Raw genomic sequence first — 22,854 nt, 5'->3', positions numbered from 1 at the left:
CTATAATAAATAATTACTTCTCAAGTATATATAAATATCCATTTCTTATTCTCTTAGGTGTATTCCCCTTAAAACCTAAGATTTTCAGTTCCTTAATCAAGGTAAGTAAAAAGAAGCCATGGGATACTATAAGTATATTATTTTCTTTATCAATATCTAATTGTCCTAAAAAATTCTTAGCTCTTTTTCTTGTATCACTTATTGTCTCTAGTTGGGATTTATGATTTATTTTCCATGCAATCCTTGAGGCAATGCTCCACATAAAGCTAGGTATTTTATGTTGTGATTTTCTTACTGGATACATTGTAACTTCTCTTAGTAGCTCACTAACTTCTAAGCTACCATTATAAATACTCTCTGCTGTTTTTATAGCTCTTATGAAATCACTACAATAGCATATATCCCATTCATAACTATTTATATTAGTTTCATTATATATTACTGTGGCATTATCATAACTAGTAACATATTCTTTAAAATCATTAGAATTCATTAATTTCTTAGGCTTATAATCAACTTTAAAATGTCTAACTATCCCTATCTTCATTTTCCCCTCCATAAAACTTAAAAGTATCATTATTACAATCTATATATAAAAAGCTCTACAGTGGCCCCTCCATCTGTATTATTGGAAATACTAATTTCCCCCTTATGTTTTTTGATTATTATATTGGAGATATATAAACCTAGCCCTGAATTTCCCGAATTAATATTTCTTGCCACATCACCTCTATAGAATTTATTTAAAGCAAGTTTTAAATCACTGTCACTAAATCCTCTACCAGTATCACTTATGTTAAAGTTTAATCTGTCTCCTTCTATCCTCACTACTATATCTATACTTCCACCAATCTCTGTATATCGCACTGAATTTGTAATAATATTATCTAAAACTCTAGAAATAGCTTCACCATCAAAATACCATGTGTCATCCTTAGCTATTTCAGTAGCCTTTAATTTAATATTAATAACTTTTTCATCTCCTAGAGCTTTAAGTGACTCCACCTTCTCATTTAGAAATTGTAGAATATTATTTTTACTAGGGTTTATATTAAATTCTGGATTTTCCAACTTATTTATGGTATTTAAATCCTCAACTAAGGTTATTGCCCTAGACGTTGACTTATTTATGGATTCTAAATAATTAAGAGCTCTTTCTTCATTTTTATAGGAGCCTTCTAAAAGTAAATCTACCTTTCCCTTTATAACCGTAAGAGGACTTCTTAAATCATGGGATAAGCTTGAAATTATTTCTTTTCTCTCTTCTTCCATAGCCCATTGTTTATCTAGAGTTTCTTTTAGAGCATCTTTCATCTCATTAAATGAGCCTATAACTTCTCCTAATTCATTTTCAAAAGGATACTCTAAGTTAAAATCTAAATCTCGTTCTTCTATTTTTTTAGATGCTAATTTCAATTTATTTAGGGGGTCGTTAATATTTCGTGCAAGCTTTAACCCAAATAAATAAGAAAATAATATAATAAAAACAAAAGGCGATACTAGTGAAATAATAGAAATTAAGGATATTACCCACCTTGGAACATTATCTGAAGTTATTTTTAATGCATATTTTAAAATAACAATCCCCTTAAGTTCCCCTACATCATTTAATATTGGTATATACTTCTTAACATTATTCTTACTATCTGTGTTTACTGTGTTTAATTTATTAATTAAAGCTTCTTTACTTTCTTCACTCTCTTCTAAGGTTCCATAACTACTATTATTATATAAATCTATAACCTTATATTGGATGCCATCTTTTGGTATCAAACCATTTAACTCTTTAGCAGCATTACCATTTAATAACTTTACATTATTTTCTCTAATATGTTCTCCTATGGTTGGAATCATTTTTTCATAATAATTTGCAGCTTTTAAAATTCTACTGTTTATGGCTATAAATAATGTTGAAACAGTAATAACAACCGCAAATATACTAGAAAGTATTACTAAGGCAAAGGTTAATATAAATTGTTTTCTTATAGAATATTTTTTAAACACTTCCTATTTCCCTTCCTTTTTTGAGCTCCACTTATATCCAACTCCCCATACCGTTGATATAAATGCAAAATCATTATCTATATTTTGAAACTTTCCTCTTAACTTCTTAACATGCTCAGCAACTGTACTGGAATCTCCTTCAGCATCATATCCCCATATTTTTTCATATATTTTCTCTTTGGAAAAAATTTGACCTTCATTTAATGCCAGTAACTCTAAGATGTCAAATTCTCTCTTAGTTAATTGTACTTCTTTATCAAAATAACATACTTCTCTAGCATTTAAATTGATTTTTAAATTATTGAAAAGTAAGTATTGATTTTGCTTATTAGCCTCTCTCTTTTCTCTCCTTAGATGGGCAAATACTCTTGCTCTAAGCTCTTTAACGCTAAAAGGTTTAGTAATATAATCATCTCCACCTAACGCTAAGCCTTTTACAATATCCTTCTCCTCAACCTTAGCTGTAATAAAAATTATTGGACATTCTACAGCATCTCTAATTTCCTTGCATAGCTCAAAGCCATTTTTCCCTGGCATCATAACATCTAACAAAATTATACTAGGTAAATTACTAATTAGTTCTAATGCCTTTTCTGCATTACTAGCTGTATACACCAAAAAGCCTTCATCTGTAAAAATATCCTTAATTAATTCTAAAATTTCGTTATCATCATCTATTACTAATATTTTTTCCATTATAATACCTTCCTAAAGCCAACTCTTAATTTAAGTAGTCTCTCTTCTCAAATATGAGAATTGAACACACACTAGTTAATACCATTATTATAATACAAAACAGAATAAAAGTATTGTTCATATTAGCTAAGGTATCAAATATAACCTTTGTACTTCCTAAGAAGAATTCAAAGGTATCGCTAATATAAATTGATCCAATGCATATACCTAAAGATAAAAAATATGCAATAACAGAGTTTTTAGATATAATTCCAATAATAGAACTAATACCTAGAAGTGCAAGCACTATTAAGTATTCTAAACTATAGAATTTAAAGTTATATAGTGCTGCTTTAACCAGGTCAAAGCTTCCTTCCATATTAAAATAAGTGGTGGCAGCAGTCTTATCTATAAATAAATATCCAAATAAGGTTCCAACTATATATGTAATTACCATAAATACTGCCGTTAATATTGCACAGCTAATTAACTTACTTATGATATAATCCCTCTTTTTATATCCTCTAATTAAAACCATTCTATATCCACCAGATGTATTTTCGTGATTAAAACTTTCAATAAAAATCATTGGACAAAATACGTATAATAAAAACAGATGAAACTCTCTAATTATAAATGGCGGTGTATTTAATGAGTTTAAAGCTGTTGTTATATTTGGGTCATAAAACCCAATATTAAAAGCTTTTATAAAAAATCCTTGTAAAATAAATATGCCTATTGAAATAATAAAAAGCCATCTATTTTTCTTCGACTTTATCATTCTATCTAATTCGCTTTTAATTATATTCTTCATATATTTTCACTCCCTAAATTAAATTGTCTTTCTTAACATATATTAAACAACTACCTATAAAGAAAACTAATATATACATGGCTATTATTAATAAATTAAAATAACTGAACATATTATTTTCACCAAGCATCATTGCAATACCTTGAAACTGTATTTGGGTAATAGATAACAATTGATATTTAACCATTTTTATGCTATTTAAAAATAACATCTGAATAATTATTGGATATACCATCAATCCTAATAAAGTAGCTACACTTACCCCTAAAGCAATTATCACTGATTTACTTATAGTTGCTATAAAATAAATTATTGAAGCTACAGCTACTAAGGTGAAAAATGCTAACAGGTAGTATTTCAAAGTATATATAAATAGTTCTCCTCCACTAAATGCTCTATTAAAGTAAAATACGCTGACCCTATCTAATCTAGGAAACATAAAAAATCCTATAATATATCCTAAAATTAAATACACTCCTAGAAACATAAAAATTGTAACTATTATTACTAAAAACTTACTAATAAATACCTGAGCAGGTTTAAACCTACGAAGAAGAACCATTCTAAGAGATCCATCTCTTACTTCTTGAGTAACAGATAATACAACTAATAAAATCATAATAATATTAAAGGCTAAAACTAGCTGCTCTTGAATTGCTGCCACTGGGAAATTAAAAAAGCTAGTAAACTGAGGACTTATAACCTCCATATTAGTATTAACCCCTAAATAATATTTTGCAGAAGCTATCAAAATAATTGGAATTGCTAAAAAACAAGCTAAGGTTGATTTTCTCTTCCACAATCGTTGAAATTCACTAATAAGCAAACTCTTCATAACCTAATCACCTCTCTCCAATTACTTCTTTGTCATTAGATTTACAAAGATTTCTTCCAAATTATCACCCTTTGCACTATCTAACAAATCCGTTGCAGCTCCATTCCAAACTAAATTTCCTTCTTTGATAATCACAAGATTATCGCATATCTTCTGCAGTTCATCTAATAAATGACTAGAAATAAAAAATGTTATTCCCTTTTTCTTATTCAAGTTTAATATTAATTCTCTAAGTTCAATCATTCCCATAGGATCTAGCCCGTTAGCTGGTTCATCTAAAATTATTATTTTAGGATTATTAAGTAATGCTTGCGCTATACCAAGTCTTTGTTTCATCCCTAAGGAATAAGTTGATACCTTATCATCCTTTCTATCATAGAGACCTACTGTCTTAAGAGATTCCACAACTTTTTCTTTTCGCTCCTCTTTAGACATATTTTCATTTAGAATTGCCAAATTATAAAGTGCCTGCTCTCCAGTTAAATATGAAAAGAAAATTGGTGCTTCAACTATAGCTCCTAAATTTGTTAATGCCTCTCTTCTTTCTTTATTAACATCATGTCCACTTAAATATATCCTCCCATTAGTTGGAGTAATTAATCCAGTTATTAATCTAATTAAGGTGGTTTTCCCTGCACCATTTGGTCCTATAAAACCACAAATGTCTCCTTCACTTACACTAAAACTAATATCATTTATTATTGTTCTTTTCCTAATTGTTTTTGAAACACTTTCTACTTTTAAAATATTTTTTCCCATTAAAATAAGTACCTCCAAATATATATTTCTAATTTATATTTAGATGATACTTTATAATTTTAAAGATTTTATAAAGTTTGTGATTGGTTTTTGTAGATGATTGATGGGATTTATTGAATATTTACTATTAATGGTGAAAGAAAAAAGGTTATGTTAATAGTTAATTATAATGGCGAATCATTTACCGCTTATGGTGCTAATGCTTCATTACAAAAGGAAATGTTAAATGTATTAAATGCAGACAACGTTATTGGAAAAGGTGGATCTGTATCATTAGAAAATATAATTTCTACTAACCCAGATCATATTGTTTATGTAACAGCAACTAAGAATGCTGTTGTAGATGCTGATGCTGTAGATAGAATATTAGCCGAACCTACAATTCAAAATGTTAATGCTATAAAAAATAAGAATATTGTTTCTGTTGAATATACTGAACTTATGGGATATGGATACAGAATCTTTGATTGTTTAGAAAAATTAACTAATGCTTTCTATCCAGAAATATTTAAAAACTAATAAATAGAAATAAAAGGTATTATTATTAATTCATGCCTTTTGTTATTTATATATTTACTTTCAAATTATAACTCCAGCTGCTATTACATTCTCTTTTATTCTCCATAGATACGCTTCCCCGTAGCCTCTCTAAATGAGATTTTAACACCAAACCATATTACAATACAACACCATCACTCCATTGTATTTTGTTAACAGAGTAATTTATGAATTCCTCTAGTTCTTTAATTTTTGACTTTGTTTTAAATGATTGTTGATGTTAGAACTACATATTATATTAAAACAAAGCCTAATTTTTTCATCAATTACTGGTTAAAATAACATAAGTATTAAATATTTTATATAAAGGAGATATTTTATATGGACTTTTTTTATGGTCAGGAAGCACTTACTATCATTAGCTGGATACTTCGTGCTATTGTTGCTTTTTTCTTTTTGCTGACTGTTGCAAAACTCTTAGGGCAACGTGCCATTTCTCAATTAAGATTACTTGATTTTGTTATTGCTATAGTAATTGGTAATATTATTGCCCATCCCTTGTCTGACGAAAAACTTGGATTAGAAGGCTCTCTCATTACAACACTTGTATTAGTTATCCTATATCTTGGCGGAATATTCAGCACTCTTAAATTTCCGCCTCTTAGAAAACTTATTAATAATCCACCAATTACAATTATTCAAAACGGTGAAATCCTTTATAAGGGATTAAAAAAAGCAAGAATATCAATTGATGTGTTGTTAGAAGAATTACGTGAAAAAAAAGTAGATGATATGAAAAAGGTAGCATTAGCAACTTGGGAACCTAATGGGAAATTTTCTGTTTTTTTACATACAGAATACGAACCGGTTACTCCTTCATCCTTGCATATAGAAACGGAACCTTTTAATTTTTCAAGAACAATTATTAAAGAAGGTAAAACTAATTTCAAGGAGCTAAAAGAACTTCATAAAGATGAAGGCTGGGTTGTCTCCAAATTAGAAAGTTTATATCAAACTGAGGTAAAAAATGTTTTACTTGCCACCCTTGATAATAAAGATAACCTAAAAGTTTTTTTATATAAATAATCCATTGAGGCCTAAACATATCCATTTATGTACAGATTAGTTTAGGCCTCATCAAGGAATGAAAAAAGTAGATTAACTTCATCGAAAATATTTACTTAGTGATTATTTAATTTTATAGCTAAGCTAATCTGGACAGAAAAAGTATTTTCCGTTTTTCTAATAGCAATTTTTCCATTATGCCTTTCGATAATTTTTTCACATGTTTTCATACCGATTCCTGTACTACTTACTGTTTTCAAACTATTATTTATTTGATTCTCAACATAAATAAATAACAATTGATTTTCTATATAGTATTTAACCTTAACTGACTTGTACTTATTACCATATTTCGTGATATTAGAGAAAATATTATCAAAAACTCTGTGTATCGAAATTAAATTTACTTCTATAAGAAAAGGTGTGTTGCAAGAATTAATTTCAAAAGCAAACCCGTTATCTTCCAATATAAAAATTTGTTCTTCAAGTAGTTGATCTAAAAGTTCATTTCCATCAAAGGTCTCTAATTCTAAATCATCATCATTAGTATTAAACACCATAAAGTATTCAAACAATTTATCAGAAAGGTATTTAATTTGATATGCTTTTTCTCTACTATTGTGAATATACTGCCTCAAATTTTCATCTGTTTTATATTTTTTGTATTCTATAATATCTAAATATCCTACTAGTACTGTGAGAGGTGTTCTTAAATCATGTGACATTGCTGTAATCAGTTCGCTATTTGCTAACCTTGCTTTATCTTCACTTTCCAATCTTCCTATAAATGACTTTCTCATCTCATTAATGCCTTGAGCCAAAGAAGAAAGCTCATCATTCCCATTAATAGTAATTTCGTGAGTTAAATTTCCACCTTCTAATATTTTTATTTCACTCTCAAGCATTCCAATATACGTTGTTTTTCTTTTTATGAAAAATAACATAATTGTTATAAAACAAAAAAAAGAAATCGCAATACCAAAAAAGCTTGCAATATAATAATACTTGTACTCAAAAAAGCATTCCATATACATTTTTGCATTCGTATCAGTAAATGCAATATCATAAAGGGTTTTGCTTGGCAAAATTATTGAACTATCCTCATGTTCTCCATAACCAATAGCTGAATTGTTCCTATTAGAATCATAAACTAATTTATTGTCCTTATAAATATAAAGATTTACGTATTTTTCTTTGCTAACCCATTTTGTTATTTCATCATAATCATTTATTGTCAAATTGTTATCTGATATATATCTTCTGAACTCAAATATGGCTTGATTTCTTTGATTATCAATAAAGGATATTTTATTAAAATGATTATCTAATATACTTTCCCCTATTGTTTGTAATAAAACGAAGATAACAGTAGATATAACAAATGAAAATATTAAGCATAGAATTAATTTGATTTCTAGTTTAGTGCATAAAAAGTTCTTATTCAATCCTATACCCCTTTCCCCATACTGTTTTTATATATTTAGGGTTCTCTGGGTTCTTCTCCAATTTCCTTCTCAGGTTTCTTATATGTACCATAACTGTATTGTTACAAGAATAAAAATAAGGTTCTTTCCAAACACTTTCATATAAATTTTGTGCTGAAAATATTTTTTTCCGATGCTGTGCCATTAACAGTAAGATATTATACTCAATTTCCGTCAGTGTAACCTCTTCTTCATCTATTGATACTTCATTTAAAGTTGTATTTATTGTTAATCCATTTATATTAATAGGACCAGTTGGATCAATTCTCTCTTTCCCTTTGTATACATAATACCTTCTAAGTAGCGCCTTAACTCTTGAAACCAATTCGGTATATGAAAACGGCTTTGATAGATAATCATCACTCCCAACAGAAAATCCCATGCATTTATCTGAATCTTGAGTTTTAGCAGTTAAAAACAAAATAGGAGCACTTGTTTTTTCACGAATTTCTACACATGCTTTAAATCCAGACTTTCTAGGCATCATTATATCAAGTATGATTAAATCTATACTTTCATCAACTTTAATTACAGCATCTTCACCATCTATAGCTTCTATTACAGTATAACCCTCACTCTCTAATAAAACACGGACTATTTCTCTTATCTCCTCGTTATCATCTGCTATCAAAATATTCTTCATAGTATACATTGAATTTACCTCCATTTTATTATTAAGTATATACTTCAATATCATTTAAATCTATATTATTTAAATGATTTAAGAACTCTTAATAACTCTTAAGATTCATTATAGACAAATCTTAAGATGTTTCTAATAAACTATTAATTAGAAATAATATAGAAGGAAGGACTATACAATTATGGACAAATCTAAAAAATTTTTAATTTGTAAGATTTCGCTAGCACTATTAGGTTTTTTGACAATTATATTAGTGTTAAAATATTTACCACGTATCCTTGAATTGACTGTATCACTTGATAAATTTAGGAATTATATAATTTCTCTAGGCAGCTTTGGATATGTTGTTTTCATTTTTTTTCAAATACTACAAACAGTTATTGCTCCAATTCCCGGAGAGGTAATTCAAGTTGCTGGTGGATATATTTACGGTGTGACCTTTGGTGCAATTTATTCAACATTAGGGCTTCTGTTGGGAGCTATTATAGCTTTCTACTTTACTAGGCTTATAGGCACCCCTCTTATAAAAAAGCTAATAAATAAGAAAAATTCTCAATGGATGGCGGATATTATGGATAGTAAAAAATTTTCTGCTATTTTATTCATCATTTTTCTAGTTCCTGGACTACCTAAAGATTTTTTAATATATGTTGCAGGATTAACACCTATAAATCCATTAAAGTTTTTTGGAATTTTACTCATTAGTAGATTTCCGTGGCTTTTAGCATCTGTAAGTATTGGATCAAATCTTCATTATGGCAATTATATATCAACCATAATAGTATCATTAATATCCCTAGTATCATTTATTTTGGGAATACGTTACAAAGATAAACTTATAAGTAAGTTTTCTAAGTCTTCATATAATAAAAATGTTTAAAGATCTTGTGAAATTGATTAATTCAATTCAGTTAATGAGGAGTGAGTCTATGTTAAAAACGTCTATACCAAATTTACTTACATTTACTAATCTATCATTTGGAGTTCTTTCAATACTTGAAACTTTTAAGCAAAATTACTTTTTAGCTGCTATATTCATAATTATTGCAGCTTTAATAGATAGATACGATGGTAGAATTGCCAGATTTTTAAATGTATCTAGTGATTTAGGAAAGCAGTTAGATTCCTTATCTGATCTAATTTCCTTCGGAGTAGCACCAGCTTTTTTAGTATTTATTAAGTATAATTTTCTTGATTCAGATCATATGGAAGTAATTGGCGGTTGTTTTCTATTATCATATATTATCAGTGGTTCTTATAGATTGGCAAAATATAACACAATTCAATTTGATGGTATTTTTACTGGAGTTCCCATAACAGTTGCAGGTTCTATTATTGCATTATTTTCATTAGCTACACCTAGTAATAGTATTTTTTCTATACGTTTATCAATCATTTTATTGGCACTCCTTACTTATCTTATGGTCTCAAAATTTAAATTTAAAAAAATATAACCTAACTACCTAAGTTTTGTTTATATAAAACTTAAGTAATTAGGTATTTGCAGAATGTATATTTTCTACATAGCTTTTTATATATTAAAATAATCATCACTATTATAATATATATTTATCTATAATTATGAAAATCCTACACTACAACATATATTTACGGTTGCAATAATTTTTATATTGGAAGTTTATTTATGTAATTAATTCATAGTTTAATAATTCTAAAAGACCTCAAAATTATATTATATATTAATATACTCCCATATCTATAAAATATTAATTTAACTAGATATGAGAGTATATTAATTATTTATTATATTGAGGTTCTTCTTGCTTTACAAAATCAACTCTTGATTGAAGTGTTTGTTGTACACTTTCCATTGTACTTGCAAGTTGATTGAACATTTGTTTTGCTTCTTGATTATCTGTATCTAAAGAAAATGTCTTCATATCAGCAGCTAATCCTTTAACACTAGCTAATGCTGTTTCAAGTTTAGTTCCTGTTGGCATAAAAATTCCCTCCTTTATAATTTTTTATTGCAACTATATTTTGTTCATAATCAATTTAAATATTCAATTTATTCATAATGAAATATATTCCTTTTAAAATCTAGTCTATATTTATTAAACTTTAGTAATTTGTCTTTAATGATTTGGCTTTATTTTAAATAAATATCTATATTAAGAAATGAATTAAAGTTAAGCTTATTGGTTAAAGTAAGTTATAAAGTAATTTAATAAATATAAAGGAGACTTTTATATGACTGCAATTTCAAAGGTAAAACAAACATTGGCTACACTAAAGGGGGCTGAGGCAACTTTAAGAATGTACTCATTACAAGAACGTGATAAAGAATCTAGAGCTATTTATAATCAGGCATCTGAAGAAATAAATAAAATTAAAACAGATTTAGAAAAAAGAATAGGAGTTATGGAGTTTGAGGAACCCCAATACAAAGGTAACTAAATGAGGTGGCACATGAATTCTTGGTTAATAATATTATTTAATTCAATAGTTTTATTTTTTTTAGCATTAGTTATAACAAAATATATGAAGAAGAAGACCTTATCTAGGGCTACTCCCTTTGACTTTATTTCTTATGCCGTCATTGCTATTATAATTACTTTAATTTCTTTAAATATGGTTGATAATATTTACTTTGGACTAATTACACTGGCTGTTTGGGCACTGATGCCTCTTATCTTAGATTACGCCTCCATGAAAAGTAAGTGGATTTATAACCTAATACATGGTAAGGAAAGAGTACTAGTTAAAAACGGCAAAATCATGGAGGATAACTTATCTAAAGAGAGAATTACAGGACAAGAATTTCTACAAGAAATGCGTTCAAAAAAAGCATTTAACTTAGCCGATGTTGAATTTGCTGTAATGGAAGCAACCGGAGATATAAATGTTAGTTTAAAAGCTGATAAGAAGCCTGTTACCCCATATGATTTAGGAAAACAAGTATCACCTAAAACTGAACCTCAACCAGTTATTTTAGATGGAAATATATTAAATGAAGGTCTTACTAATGTTGGATTAAATCAAGGCTGGCTTACAACCCAGCTAGAAATCAAAGGGGTTACCCTTGAAAATGTTTTTCTTGGTCAAGTAGATTCTTCTGGAGACTTATATTTAGATCTTTTTGATGATATGATACAAGTCCCTAAAGCACAAGTTAAAGAACTGCTATATGCTAGCATTCAAAAAAGTCAAGCAGATCTCGTATCATTTTCTTTAGACTGTAACAATGAAGATGCAAAAACTATGTACTCACAAAATGCTGAAAAATTAGAAAAAGTCATGAAAAAATTGGAACCATATTTATTACGTTAGAGGGTGAGATAAATGTCAAATATGAAAAAGAAAAAAATGACCACAACTCAGCAGCAATATGATGCATTAGTGAAGAGTATAGAACCTAAAAGATCTATTTTAACTAATTGTATTAGAGCCTTTCTCGTAGGTGGTGCAATATGTACAATTGGTCAAGGATTACAGTGGATTTTTATTAACTATTTTAATTTTAATGAAAAGACCTCAGTAGCTCCTACTTCCATAGTTTTAATCTTTTTTGCAGCTTTATTTACTGGCCTTGGAATTTATGATCATCTTAGTCAATGGGCAGGATGTGGAACTGCTGTCCCTATTACAGGATTTTCCAACTCTATAACTTCTGCTTCAATTGAACATAAGAGTGAAGGATTTGTACTTGGAGTAGCTGGAAATATGTTCAGGCTTGCAGGCGCCATTATTGTTTATGGAGTTTTTTCCGCTTTTGTAGTTGCTACAATAAAAATGACAATAACATGGTTGGGGGCGATGTAAATGCTTAAAGGACATCAATCCTGGATTTTTAATTCTAAGCCTACAATATTAGCTTCTGCAGCTGTTGGTGGTCCTTTTGAAGGTAATGGTGCTTTAGCTGATGACTTTGATATACTTTATGAAGATTTATGGCTTGGTCAAGATAGCTATGAAAAAGCAGAAAAGGTTCTACTTGAGCATGCTTGTGAAAGAGCAATACAAAAAGCGAATTTGCAAAAAGAAGATATTAGCTTTTTTCTAAGTGGAGACTTAATGGATCAAATCATTTCTAGTAGCTTTACTGCAAGAACTTTAGGAATACCTTATTTAGGAATTTTTGGTGCTTGCTCTAGCTCCATGGAAGGTTTATCATTGGCAGCTCAATTAATAGAAAGTAAAGCAGCTAAATATGTTATAGCAGCTGCAGGTAGTCATAATGCAGCTGCTGAAAAACAATTTAGATATCCTACAGATTATGGTGTTCAAAGGCCACCTACTGCTCAATGGACAGTAACTGGAGCCGGAGCTGTAGTCCTTGGACAAAATGGAGATGGACCTAAAATAACCTCTGCTACCATAGGAAGAGTAGTAGACATGGGAATTTCAGATCCCTCTAACCTTGGAGCAGCTATGGCACCAGCAGCTGTAGATACTATTGAAGCTCATTTTAGAGATTTAAATATTGACGCTTCTCATTATGACCTTATTGCTACTGGTGATTTAGGAAAAGTTGGTCATGAACTTGCTAATGCTTTATTAGAAAAACATGGTATAAATATGCCAACACATATATTTACAGATTGCGGGCTTTTAATATATAAAAAAGATCAACCAAGCTTTTCTGGTGGCAGTGGCTGTGGTTGTTCTGCTACTGTAACTTATGGACATTTACTTAATCGTATGCGAAAAGGAGAATTAAAGAAAATATTAATTGTTGCAACAGGTGCCTTAATGTCTCCTCTCTCCTATCAACAAAAGGAAAGCATACCTAGCATTGCCCATGCTGTTTCTATAGAAATGTAAAAAAGAAGGTGTGATTTAAGTTATGGAAAAATTTATTTTTGCATTTATAATAGGTGGTTTAATTTGTGTTATTGGGCAACTTATAATGGATACTTTAAAGATTACCCCTGCACACACAACTTGTACACTAGTTGTAATTGGCACAATTTTAGGTGGACTTGGTCTATATGATCCTTTGGTTAAGTTTGCAGGTGCAGGAGCATTTGTACCTATAAGTAGTTTTGGAAATACCCTTGTAACAGCAGCTATAATTGAAGCTGAGCAAGCGGGCTTTATAGGAATATTTACTGGTCTTTTAAAAACAGTAAGTGCAGGAGTTTCTGCCGCAATAATCTTTGGTTTTATTTCTGCCATGATATTTAAACCAAAAGGTTAAGAATATGCCCTTCTTCTCTACATAGTGATTATAAATATAAAGTCTTTCTCTAAATTCCTACAAACTAAAATAACCCATGACAACACATTTCTGTATTGTCGTGGGTTTCATGGTGGAGGTGAAGCACCCCCTTTGAAACTTAATATAAATCATAATCTATAGTGCATTATCTCTAAACTTATCTCCCCTCTTATTAAATTTATTTTCTATTTTAAAATGATAATAAATATCTTGTATTGAAAGTTCTCTTTATATCCTCATTTGTTTTATAATCTTAAAATACAAAATCTTCACTCTCAACTTCATCATAAAAACTCAAAAATGACTTCCCATAACAGTCTAAATCTCTTACCTAAATAATCAACCCCATCATAACCGTATTATAGTAAACTCCATTTATGAAATTATCATTTTTTAATATACCTTCTGTCTCAAATCCAACCTTCTTATATAGTTCTATTGCCCTAGTATTATCCTCTCTAGTTACAAGACATATTCTTCATTTTTACCAAAGAAAAGAAAACCAGTTTCTCCTCCTACTACATTATAGAAATCTATCATAGCCTTTGCATCTTCTTTTTTTGCCTCTCTTATAATAGCGTCTTTTCCATCTTTTAAACATATTTTTATCATATCTCTCAGCTCCTTTAAAATTATTTCTGCTAATAGTATTGATATTATTGTGTTAGTGTAATTTCATGGACATCCTCTTGTGTAAAGTTGGCAATAGTATGCTTTCTTAATTAGAGCAATTCATAATATTTAATATTATACTAGCACTAATTCCATAAAAAATATAAATGAAATTTCATAATAAAAATAGAAACGCCGCTAAATTAACTTTAGCGACGTTTTTATTTTTCACATTGTAATTAAAATCTTATTTTATAGCTTCTTTAGATGTTGGAAGAATTACTTCAACCTCACTGTGTGGTCTTGGAATTACGTGAACTGATACTAATTCTCCAACACGTTGTGCAGCAGCTGCACCAGCATCTGTGGCAGCTTTAACAGCTCCAACATCTCCTCTAACCATAACAGTTACAAGTCCGCCTCCAACATATTCTTTACCTATTAAATATACATTTGCAGCCTTAACCATAGCATCTGCAGCCTCTATTGATCCTATTAATCCTTTTGTTTCTATCATTCCTAATGCATCGTATTTCATTTTAAAATCCTCCTAAATATGTTTTATTTTTATATTATAATTTTTAATTATAAACAATTATTTTTTATTGTTTTTTATTTTACTATTGTTATTTTTGACTTTGAGTTAATACCCATTGCGTTAGCTTCTTCAATATCAATATGGCATTCAAGTTTTGAAGCATCGTTAGCTCTAATAGCTACATTGCTGTATATTCCGCCTCTTAAATCCTCAAATTTTATTGATACTATTTCTCCATCATGTACTCCTAAATTTTTAGCATCTTCAGGTGTCATGTGAATATGTCTTTGTGCAACTACTAATCCTTCTTCAATTTGAACAGAACCCTTTGGTCCAATTAATGTAACTCCTGAAGTTCTGTTTAAATCTCCAGATAATTTTACGTGGGGTACTGATCCAAGTTTAATGCAGTCTCCCATTAATACTTCAACCTGAGTCTTACTTCTTGTAGGACCAAGGATTCTAACTTTTTCAATTGCACCTTTTGGTCCACAAATTATTATAGTTTCCTTGCAAGCATATTGTCCAGGTTGAGATAAGTCTTTAAATTTAGTAAGCTGATAATCTTTACCGAAAAGGCTTTCAAGATCCTTTTGTGAAAGATGTATATGTCTATTAGAAACTCCTACTGGAATCTCAGATGAATTTTTCTCAGATTCAGTATTTGCATCTTTATTTTTAACAGCTTCTAGTAAAAGCTTTAATACCTCTTCATAGTTATTCATTAGTTTGCCCCCTTCATAGCAGCAACTATTTGATTAACTAAATCTAAAAGTTCTTCATTTTTTGTGCCTTCACCACAATTATTAGTGTCTTTAGCACAATCACTAGTTTTATTTAAAACTTGTGCAGCAGCTGCAGCAATTTGAGCTGGGCTCATATTCATAAATTGATTTTGAGCTCCATGACAATTTCCAGCAGTTTTTATACGGTTGAAAGTTGGGTCATTAGATGCTAAATTTGCGCAGTCTTTTATACCATAAGCAACTCTTTTGATGTTTATAAGGTGTTCTGGAGTAACATTTTCAGATACTGAACTTCCTCCCCATGTACCACATCCTAAAGTAAATGAAGGGTTAAGACCTGTGCTTGCACCTGTTCCACCTTGAGTTCCACCAGTATTAACAAGGATACGAGAAGCTGGCTTTCTAGCAAACTTCATAACCATATCTCTATCTTCAGTATGAAGGCTCATTGTGTGACCAATTCCATTTTGAAGTAACTCAATACTTAATTCACATGCTTCATGCCAATCTTTTACTGTATAGAATCCAAGAACTGTTGTAAGTTTTTCAAAGGATAATGGATTACCTTCACCTACTCCATTTTGTCTTCCTATAAGCACTTTAATTTCTGCTGGAACTGTAAAGCCTGCAGCATTTGCAATAACTTGTGGATTTCTTCCAACAAACTTAGCATTCATAGCATGTCCATTCTTAAATAACAGCTTACAAACCTTATCAGTTTCTTCTGCTGTCATGAAATATCCGCCTTGCTTTTTGAACTCTTCAACAACTCTATCATGATTGCATTCTTCACAGATTATTGATTGCTCTGAAGCACAAATTGTACCATTGTCAAAAGTCTTACTTGCAATGATGTTTCTAACAGCTTGCTCTACGTTAGCAGTTCTTTCGATGTATGCTGGAGAGTTTCCTGCACCAACACCAAGAGCTGGTTTTCCTGAACTATAAGCAGCTTTAACCATTCCTGGACCACCTGTAGCTATTATTATAGCTACTTCTTTACTCTTCATTAACTCATTTGTAGCTCCAATTGTTGGTATAGTTACAGCACTTATAATATTCTCTGGTGCACCGGCCTCAACAGCTGCTTGGCACATTAATTCAGCTGCTTTAATTGTACATTTTGCAGCAGATGGGTGTGGTGAGAAAACTATAGCATTACGTGATTTAATTGAAATCATAGCTTTGAAAATTGCAGTAGAAGTTGGGTTTGTTGAAGGTACTATACCCATAACTAAACCAACTGGTTCAGCAAGTTCTATAAGCTGCTTTTCCTTATCTTCTCTAATTACACCTATGGTTTTCATATCTTTAATTGAATCATATAGTATAGTAGATGCTAAATGGTTTTTGAAAGTTTTATCTTCAGCTATACCAAAACCTGTCTCTTCAACTGCCATTTGTGCTAAACATGCAGCATTTTCTTCTGCAACTCTAACCATGTTGCGTAAAATTTTATCAATTTGCTCTTCAGTATAGTCAGCGATTTTATTAGCTGCTATTTTTCCAAGTCTAGCAATATCTCTTGCTTGTTGTATTGAACGCAAATCCTTATCAAAATTTTCCATTATTCTTTACTTCCTTTCATAAACCTTAAAATAACTAATTCTTCTCATAATATAATTTGAACTTCGTAATTAATACATCTTTACCTACCTTTGAAATTCCTCGGCCTTTAATTGCAAAATCCTTATATTCACGAGCTAGATTTCTAAGTTTAACAACTTTTAACTTAGATAGTATCAAAAGGGTTTTTTCTATACCATTTTTACTTACTAAATTGTCTACATGTTCTTTATGTAGATCATCTAGATCTAACTTATGGAGTTTATCTAAGTCCACCTCTAAAGCAACTTCATCTTGATTTTCTTCTATATCTTCTTTGATATCTTTTAAATCTTCTCGTGCTTCTTCTTTAGTATCTTCTTCTACACTTTTTTCCATAGCTTCTTTGATATGTTCTTGTGTATCTTCTTCTATTTCTTCATTAGATGATGGAACTTCTAAAACCTCTGGTGGAGTATTATGTCCAATTATGCTTTTCAATTCCTCATGAGGACGTGGAATTACATGATCTGAAACTAATAATCCTTCATCAAGTTTTTTTACAGCTGCTACTCCAGCCTCTATAGATGCTTTTACTGCACCTACATCACCTGTAATTGAAATTGTAACAAGACCGCCACCTACATAAGTTTTTTCAATAATACTTACATCTGCAGATTTCACCATTGTATCAGCTGCCTCAACAGCTGCAAGTAATCCTTTTGTTTCTATTAAACCAAGGGCTTGCATAGCTTAATCCTCCTAATTTTTTATAAAAGATCTGCCCAGTTTGCTGGATATGTTGTATAAAATACCCTAGCTTTATCTGGTGAACCCCAAACCACTTTAGAGCCTGATGGTACAAATAACACATCTCCAGGGTAAGCTGTATATGTCTTTCCATCGATTTCAACTGTTAAAGTTCCCTCAATAACATAATCAATCTCTTCGTAAGTTAATTCCCAATCAAATTTTGAATTCTCGATAATTAAAAATCCAGCACTCATTTTTGATTCTTCTTTACTTATAAGTTCCTGAAAGTGAACTTTTGCATTTGGATTACCAGTGTCAAACACATCCATTTTCACTGAATTTCCTCTAACAACTTTAAGTCCATTACCATGGCACTCAGCCTCAAATGGAAGGCTCTTTTGCTTTAAACATTGAAGCATTTCTTGTAAAAGACCCTTGTCCATCATTGTTTTAAAGAAATTAAGCATCATTTCACTATCAATGCCATCTATGCTTAGAGCTTTTTCAACTTTTAAAGGTTGTACTTTAGAGGCAGGAGCTTCTGTGGTAAACACTATTCCATTATTTCTTGCAAGATCCTGAGCCGATGGTGTAATTATTTCATTGCCATCTACATAAAAGATTTTTTCTTTATTTAATATTAATGCTTCAATATCTTTTGCACATATCAATTTTTTCATGTTTTCACATCCTTTCAAATAATATTTGATATCCATAAAAATCCTAAAATACTATGATTATCTTAAGAAAGATTGTGCTTTAATCAAAATTGCAATCATCATCAATTATTCCAATAACAGCTGCATCTACGGGAATATTATCATCCCCTAGCATTCTACGAGCAGCGGATCCGGTAGTGACGATAACTCTATCCCCAATACCTGCGCTTATAATATCAACAACAATAAATCTGCGTCCTTCATCTCTTCCACCGATTTCCTCAGCAAGCATAAATTTAAGTCCGCTAAGGGATTCGGATTTTCTAGTGGCCCATATATTATCAATAAGTCTTGCTACTATCATATTATTTTTCCTCTTTCATTTTCAGTTTAATCTGGTTTAATGCAGCTTCAACTGATGATATATCACCTAAAATACCAAGTAACACCATGTGCTGAGGACATGCCCCTCTAATATCTTCAACGGTAACACCAACAGCTTTTTCTGCAATATCTGAGGCATAAATCATATCGATAAGTTTACCTTGAACAAGTCCTATTGCACCAACATTTTCTAAATCTACTTTACCATTTCCACCCATTCGTCTTCTAAGAATATCTTTAGTGCTATCAGAAGGTGATTTTATAATTCTAAAATCCACTTTTAAACACTCTCCTTATTATTCCATAATATCTTGTGTACAACTTAACGCTATTCCAAGTGGTGTAACAAACATAGGGTTTTTAGGTTTATGAGTATACACTTTTGTCTGTTTTTCAATAATTTTTTCAATTCCTGTCAAACAACAAGTACCTCCTACTAAAGAAATTTCTTTAACATCATGATTCTTAATATTATTACTAATAATTGATGCCACCTTTTCAACCACTGGTTTTAGTAGAGGTAAAATTTCCTTGTGATTTTTAGTATCTCTTTTATATTTATCTGCCTCTTTAAAGGGCATTTTATATGAACCAGAGATAACTAATGAAAAATGGGTACCACCTGTAGGTTCATCAACAACATAAACAACCTTTCCATCCTTTAAAATTGATATTCCAGTTGTTCCACCACCGATATCTACAACTGCACCATTTTGAATTTTAAGTAAAGCATTTGCGGCAGTAGGTTCATCTAAGAGACATGTAAGTTCAAAGCCTGCCGCTTGAACTACGTTTTTAATTGCTCCTGAATCTAAACTATCCGTTCCAGGTGGAATTGCAGCAGCGGCATAAATAAGCTCTGTATTAAGTTTTTCCTCAATTTCCTGCTTAAGTTCTCTTACAATCCTTACTGCTCCAATATAGTCAACAACCATACCGTCACGAACCACATCAGCATATCTATATGCACCTGCAACTGGCTTGTAATTCTCATCTAAAACAGCCAACACCACGCAGGCAGTTCCTAGATCCACACCTGTGTAATAAACAGAAGAATCATTAACAATCGGCTTTTCTATAACTTCTTCAAACTTTTGAACCATCTTATCGCAATATTCAAAAGTTAAACTTCCCTTTGACATTCTTTTCCTCCTACTGCTGAACAAATTAATTGAGATAATGAATTAATTATTGAATTAATGTTGCCCATAATTGTATTTTTTAAACCTTCATCATAATTTTCGTAGGTCTCAATTATCTCAAACTGTAATTCTCTTAGTGCACAGCGAAGTGTGTGCATTTTTAAAATTTCATTGCATTTTTTAAGCTGCATATGAAATTCTGTTATTTCAAAACAATCATCCAGCTCAGTTGTGAAATTTAAAGAATTCATCACCCTGCATTCTTTGCAATAAACTGGCTCAAGAACACCTTTTCCATCCACAACGTTTCTGATGTTTGATATTTTCCTACCCAAATTTATAATATTTTGTGCTAAAATAATATCTTCTTTTAATATTTCACTACTAGTAACAAGAAATACTGCCTCCATAGATTTCAATTTACAAGAAAGCTTCTTTAAATTTAAGTTACTGCTTCCCTCTTCTTTTATGGTTTCAGCCTGGATATTTTCAGAAACATTCTTATTTGCTTTTGAAGCCTTATTTTCTTTTGAATCATCATCGCTGATTTTTATTCTTCTGTCAGACAAATACTGAGCTGCTCCTGGGGTAAGGCGCTGTCCCTGTTGTAACTTGTAGGTATTAAAAGGTTCTTTTCTATATAAATCTCTTAAATACTCTTCGGTAATAAATTTCATCATTGACCTTTACTCCTCACCTTTTTCAAATAAATACTTCTTTAAAGCATCAATTCCTGTTCCCACTTTAGAGCTAATATGAAAATATGGCTCTGATACTCCTATGCTCTTTAACTGTAGTAAACATTTTTCTTCATTTTCAGGCATCAAGTCACATTTTGTTATAACCCCAATTACCGGGCATGTAAAAGACTTTGCAAATCCATGGGAGTATATTTCAGTGCAATTAGACTGGTCAACCAATATAAGCACATGAGATGCATCCTGAGCTGTTGCTATTATATGCTTGTACATCCATGTATTTTCTATATAGGAGCCTGGAACATCAATGGTATTCTTACCATAAATCAAATCTGGTGTTCGCCTCAATGGACCATGATAATCATTTAATGCATTAACTATTGTAGTCTTACCACATCTTGAAGGGCCAATTATCATTATGCGCTTTTTTTTCATGATTTTGTAATGACAGCTGGAGTAAATCCAAGCATATCCTTGAGCATATCATTTACTGCAGTAAGTGCTGTTTCAACACTTTGAACATCACCACTTATCACAACAGAGCCTGTAAAACGATCAAGAAATCCAATTTCAACATCTGCTGTCTTTGTGGCAATATCTGCCGCAATAATGGCAGTTTCATATGGAGAAAGGGTTAAAATCCCTATGGCTCCTTTTTCATCGATTCCAAGGCGTTCATATATACTTGGCATTGGCGATGCAATAATATGGGCTATTGTAATCTGCTTTCCTGGCACTGACTCTTGTATAACACGCTGTATATCTCTATGAAGAAAATCTCCCATAAACCTTACCTTCCATCTTATTATCTATTTGAAAATTATTTAATGACGGATTACCTTTACAAGTAAATCGTATTTTTTAATCCATCCTTCTATTCTATCTAAATCTTCATCTTTCAAACTTGGATCATCCTTTATAGGATATTCCATTCCTAATTGGTTATATTTATTTACTCCCATCTTGTGGTATGGAAGCAAATCAATTCCCTTAAAGTTTCTATAGTCTTTGTATGGGTTTAAAAACTCCATAACTCTTTCTATTTCATCTTGAGAATCATTTATACCTTTAAGTAAAGGCATACGAATTTTCACATTGTATTTACGGCGAAGTAATTCCTGTAGATTTTCTAAAATCTGTTCATTCCTCACCCCTGTTAGCTGAAAGTGCCTATCTGAATCAATATGTTTAATATCAAATAGGAATTGGTCTGTGAACTCCGCAGCTTTAAGTACTGATTCAAGCTTTGCATAGCCGCAAGTCTCAATTGCAGTGTTTATCCCTGCTTGCTTACATGCCATCAATAAACTGCAAGCTGCTTCAGGCTGCATTAAAACTTCACCACCGCCTAAGGTAACTCCACCACCAGACACTTCATAAAAAGTTCTATCTTCTTCTACAATCTCCAAAAGTTCAGAGATGGTTTTTGTTTCTCCAACTATTGATAGGGCAGATTTAAGACAGGCTTCCTTACACTTACCGCATCCGATACATTCAATATCACGATTGATTTCATGTTTTAAAGTTTCATTAGAGATAGAATGTATGGAAGCAGGACAAACAGAAACACAAGCCCCACAATTAACACATAAATTACTTTTAAACATAACTCTATGCTTTTTAATAAGCCCCTCAGGATTTGCACACCATTTACAGCGAAGAGGACACCCTTGAAAAAATATTAAGGTTCTTACTCCATCTCCATCATACATATTATATTTTTGTATGTTAAAAATCGTCGCTTTTCGTTCAATTATACCTAAATTTCCATTACTCATATCTTCTATTCTCCAGTTTCATTTATCTTAATTTTCAATA

The 22,854-nt window shown here is 30.8% G+C and carries 31 protein-coding genes; 9 read left to right on the top strand and 22 right to left on the bottom strand.

All coding sequences use genetic code 11. The features are described 5' to 3' along the window. Positions 1 to 13: 13 nt before the first annotated feature. Genes ACI48Q_RS08075 through ACI48Q_RS08050 form a run of 6 tightly spaced genes read right to left on the bottom strand, consistent with a single transcriptional unit; the run spans position 14 to position 5,087 of the window. Positions 14 to 547: a histidine phosphatase family protein gene (locus ACI48Q_RS08075; protein WP_474918571.1), complete on the bottom strand. Its 534-nt coding sequence runs from the start codon at positions 545 to 547 to the stop codon at positions 14 to 16. Between the two features lie 32 nt (positions 548 to 579). Next, on the bottom strand, positions 580 to 2,004 hold the full coding sequence (locus ACI48Q_RS08070; protein WP_474918570.1) for a HAMP domain-containing sensor histidine kinase: 1,425 nt from the start codon (positions 2,002 to 2,004) through the stop codon (positions 580 to 582). A 3-nt stretch (positions 2,005 to 2,007) separates the two neighbouring features. After that, positions 2,008 to 2,703 carry a response regulator transcription factor gene (locus ACI48Q_RS08065; protein ID WP_474919506.1) on the bottom strand — a complete coding sequence of 232 codons (696 nt, stop codon included), beginning with the start codon at positions 2,701 to 2,703 and terminating at the stop codon, positions 2,008 to 2,010. Positions 2,704 to 2,725: 22 nt separating this feature from the next. Then, a complete protein-coding gene (locus tag ACI48Q_RS08060) occupies positions 2,726 to 3,493 on the bottom strand; it encodes a hypothetical protein (RefSeq protein WP_474918569.1) in 768 nt (255 codons plus the stop codon). 13 nt (positions 3,494 to 3,506) lie between these two features. Beyond that, positions 3,507 to 4,328 carry a hypothetical protein gene (locus ACI48Q_RS08055; protein ID WP_474918568.1) on the bottom strand — a complete coding sequence of 274 codons (822 nt, stop codon included), beginning with the start codon at positions 4,326 to 4,328 and terminating at the stop codon, positions 3,507 to 3,509. 21 nt (positions 4,329 to 4,349) lie between these two features. Beyond that, positions 4,350 to 5,087: an ABC transporter ATP-binding protein gene (locus ACI48Q_RS08050; RefSeq protein ID WP_474918567.1), complete on the bottom strand. Its 738-nt coding sequence runs from the start codon at positions 5,085 to 5,087 to the stop codon at positions 4,350 to 4,352. 150 nt (positions 5,088 to 5,237) lie between these two features. Here ACI48Q_RS08050 and ACI48Q_RS08045 point away from each other — a divergent pair, with 150 nt between their 5' ends. Further along, on the top strand, positions 5,238 to 5,606 hold the full coding sequence (locus ACI48Q_RS08045; protein ID WP_474918566.1) for an ABC transporter substrate-binding protein: 369 nt from the start codon (positions 5,238 to 5,240) through the stop codon (positions 5,604 to 5,606). 360 nt (positions 5,607 to 5,966) lie between these two features. Beyond that, complete coding sequence (locus tag ACI48Q_RS08040) at positions 5,967 to 6,671, top strand: DUF421 domain-containing protein (RefSeq protein WP_474918565.1); 705 nt, start codon at positions 5,967 to 5,969, stop codon at positions 6,669 to 6,671. Between the two features lie 95 nt (positions 6,672 to 6,766). Here ACI48Q_RS08040 and ACI48Q_RS08035 read toward each other — a convergent pair whose 3' ends face one another. Together ACI48Q_RS08035 and ACI48Q_RS08030 are read right to left on the bottom strand one after the other, a co-directional pair. Next, positions 6,767 to 8,095, bottom strand: a complete 1,329-nt coding sequence (locus ACI48Q_RS08035; protein WP_474918564.1) for a histidine kinase dimerization/phospho-acceptor domain-containing protein — start codon at positions 8,093 to 8,095, stop codon at positions 6,767 to 6,769. Next, the gene (locus tag ACI48Q_RS08030; protein ID WP_474919505.1) at positions 8,088 to 8,777 is read right to left on the bottom strand and encodes a response regulator transcription factor; all 690 of its coding nucleotides are present in this window, start codon (positions 8,775 to 8,777) and stop codon (positions 8,088 to 8,090) included. The genes ACI48Q_RS08035 and ACI48Q_RS08030 overlap by 8 nt, the downstream gene beginning before the upstream one ends. Positions 8,778 to 8,958: 181 nt before the next feature. Here ACI48Q_RS08030 and ACI48Q_RS08025 point away from each other — a divergent pair, with 181 nt between their 5' ends. Further along, positions 8,959 to 9,657 (top strand): TVP38/TMEM64 family protein, encoded by a 699-nt coding sequence (locus ACI48Q_RS08025; protein ID WP_474918563.1) that lies wholly within the window; start codon positions 8,959 to 8,961, stop codon positions 9,655 to 9,657. Between the two features lie 49 nt (positions 9,658 to 9,706). Then, the gene (locus ACI48Q_RS08020; protein ID WP_474918562.1) at positions 9,707 to 10,231 is read left to right on the top strand and encodes a CDP-alcohol phosphatidyltransferase family protein; all 525 of its coding nucleotides are present in this window, start codon (positions 9,707 to 9,709) and stop codon (positions 10,229 to 10,231) included. A 303-nt stretch (positions 10,232 to 10,534) separates the two neighbouring features. On the opposite strand, the gene ACI48Q_RS08015 is transcribed toward ACI48Q_RS08020, so the two are convergent. Continuing rightward, a complete protein-coding gene (locus tag ACI48Q_RS08015) occupies positions 10,535 to 10,738 on the bottom strand; it encodes a DUF1657 domain-containing protein (protein WP_474918561.1) in 204 nt (67 codons plus the stop codon). 250 nt (positions 10,739 to 10,988) lie between these two features. On the opposite strand from ACI48Q_RS08015, the gene ACI48Q_RS08010 reads away from it, so the two are divergent. The 5 genes from ACI48Q_RS08010 to spoVAE are packed head-to-tail and all read left to right on the top strand — an operon-like array spanning position 10,989 to position 13,938. Continuing rightward, positions 10,989 to 11,195: a DUF1657 domain-containing protein gene (locus ACI48Q_RS08010; RefSeq protein ID WP_474918560.1), complete on the top strand. Its 207-nt coding sequence runs from the start codon at positions 10,989 to 10,991 to the stop codon at positions 11,193 to 11,195. A gap of 12 nt (positions 11,196 to 11,207) precedes the next feature. After that, the gene (locus ACI48Q_RS08005; protein WP_474918559.1) at positions 11,208 to 12,068 is read left to right on the top strand and encodes a DUF421 domain-containing protein; all 861 of its coding nucleotides are present in this window, start codon (positions 11,208 to 11,210) and stop codon (positions 12,066 to 12,068) included. 12 nt (positions 12,069 to 12,080) lie between these two features. Beyond that, positions 12,081 to 12,560 (top strand): stage V sporulation protein AC, encoded by a 480-nt coding sequence (gene spoVAC, locus ACI48Q_RS08000; protein WP_474918558.1) that lies wholly within the window; start codon positions 12,081 to 12,083, stop codon positions 12,558 to 12,560. Then, entirely contained in the window at positions 12,561 to 13,562 is a 1,002-nt protein-coding gene (gene spoVAD, locus ACI48Q_RS07995) for a stage V sporulation protein AD (protein ID WP_474918557.1), read from the top strand. Positions 13,563 to 13,584: 22 nt separating this feature from the next. Beyond that, the gene (gene spoVAE / locus ACI48Q_RS07990) at positions 13,585 to 13,938 is read left to right on the top strand and encodes a stage V sporulation protein AE (protein ID WP_474918556.1); all 354 of its coding nucleotides are present in this window, start codon (positions 13,585 to 13,587) and stop codon (positions 13,936 to 13,938) included. Positions 13,939 to 14,421: 483 nt separating this feature from the next. Here spoVAE and ACI48Q_RS07985 read toward each other — a convergent pair whose 3' ends face one another. The 13 genes from ACI48Q_RS07985 to cutD all read right to left on the bottom strand — a co-directional run bounded on the left by ACI48Q_RS07985 (position 14,422) and on the right by cutD (position 22,814). Next, on the bottom strand, positions 14,422 to 14,571 hold the full coding sequence (locus ACI48Q_RS07985) for a hypothetical protein (RefSeq protein ID WP_474918555.1): 150 nt from the start codon (positions 14,569 to 14,571) through the stop codon (positions 14,422 to 14,424). Positions 14,572 to 14,818: 247 nt separating this feature from the next. After that, positions 14,819 to 15,109 carry an ethanolamine utilization microcompartment protein EutM gene (gene eutM / locus ACI48Q_RS07980; protein WP_474918554.1) on the bottom strand — a complete coding sequence of 97 codons (291 nt, stop codon included), beginning with the start codon at positions 15,107 to 15,109 and terminating at the stop codon, positions 14,819 to 14,821. Between the two features lie 74 nt (positions 15,110 to 15,183). Beyond that, on the bottom strand, positions 15,184 to 15,834 hold the full coding sequence (locus tag ACI48Q_RS07975) for a phosphate propanoyltransferase (protein WP_474918553.1): 651 nt from the start codon (positions 15,832 to 15,834) through the stop codon (positions 15,184 to 15,186). Then, positions 15,834 to 17,423 carry an acetaldehyde dehydrogenase (acetylating) gene (locus ACI48Q_RS07970; RefSeq protein ID WP_474918552.1) on the bottom strand — a complete coding sequence of 530 codons (1,590 nt, stop codon included), beginning with the start codon at positions 17,421 to 17,423 and terminating at the stop codon, positions 15,834 to 15,836. The genes ACI48Q_RS07975 and ACI48Q_RS07970 overlap by 1 nt, the downstream gene beginning before the upstream one ends. A 34-nt stretch (positions 17,424 to 17,457) precedes the next feature. Then, on the bottom strand, positions 17,458 to 18,150 hold the full coding sequence (locus ACI48Q_RS07965) for a BMC domain-containing protein (protein ID WP_474918551.1): 693 nt from the start codon (positions 18,148 to 18,150) through the stop codon (positions 17,458 to 17,460). 20 nt (positions 18,151 to 18,170) lie between these two features. Next, entirely contained in the window at positions 18,171 to 18,833 is a 663-nt protein-coding gene (locus ACI48Q_RS07960; RefSeq protein ID WP_474918550.1) for a cupin domain-containing protein, read from the bottom strand. A 79-nt stretch (positions 18,834 to 18,912) separates the two neighbouring features. Beyond that, the gene (locus ACI48Q_RS07955; RefSeq protein ID WP_474918549.1) at positions 18,913 to 19,176 is read right to left on the bottom strand and encodes a EutN/CcmL family microcompartment protein; all 264 of its coding nucleotides are present in this window, start codon (positions 19,174 to 19,176) and stop codon (positions 18,913 to 18,915) included. A gap of 1 nt (position 19,177) precedes the next feature. Further along, positions 19,178 to 19,474 carry a BMC domain-containing protein gene (locus ACI48Q_RS07950; protein ID WP_474918548.1) on the bottom strand — a complete coding sequence of 99 codons (297 nt, stop codon included), beginning with the start codon at positions 19,472 to 19,474 and terminating at the stop codon, positions 19,178 to 19,180. Positions 19,475 to 19,492: 18 nt separating this feature from the next. After that, positions 19,493 to 20,338, bottom strand: a complete 846-nt coding sequence (gene eutJ / locus ACI48Q_RS07945; protein WP_474918547.1) for an ethanolamine utilization protein EutJ — start codon at positions 20,336 to 20,338, stop codon at positions 19,493 to 19,495. Next, positions 20,320 to 21,018: a cobalamin adenosyltransferase gene (locus ACI48Q_RS07940; protein ID WP_474918546.1), complete on the bottom strand. Its 699-nt coding sequence runs from the start codon at positions 21,016 to 21,018 to the stop codon at positions 20,320 to 20,322. Before ACI48Q_RS07940 ends, eutJ begins: the two co-directional genes overlap by 19 nt. Before the next feature lie 6 nt (positions 21,019 to 21,024). Beyond that, a complete protein-coding gene (locus ACI48Q_RS07935; protein ID WP_474918545.1) occupies positions 21,025 to 21,471 on the bottom strand; it encodes a EutP/PduV family microcompartment system protein in 447 nt (148 codons plus the stop codon). Then, positions 21,468 to 21,821: a BMC domain-containing protein gene (locus ACI48Q_RS07930; RefSeq protein ID WP_474918544.1), complete on the bottom strand. Its 354-nt coding sequence runs from the start codon at positions 21,819 to 21,821 to the stop codon at positions 21,468 to 21,470. The genes ACI48Q_RS07935 and ACI48Q_RS07930 overlap by 4 nt, the downstream gene beginning before the upstream one ends. Before the next feature lie 39 nt (positions 21,822 to 21,860). Then, positions 21,861 to 22,814 (bottom strand): choline TMA-lyase-activating enzyme, encoded by a 954-nt coding sequence (gene cutD / locus ACI48Q_RS07925; protein ID WP_474918543.1) that lies wholly within the window; start codon positions 22,812 to 22,814, stop codon positions 21,861 to 21,863. Between the last annotated feature and the right edge of the window lie 40 nt (positions 22,815 to 22,854).

The organism is Clostridium sp. LXY-7, from assembly GCF_056172015.1.
This window is presented reverse-complemented; position numbering and strand designations above follow the sequence as displayed.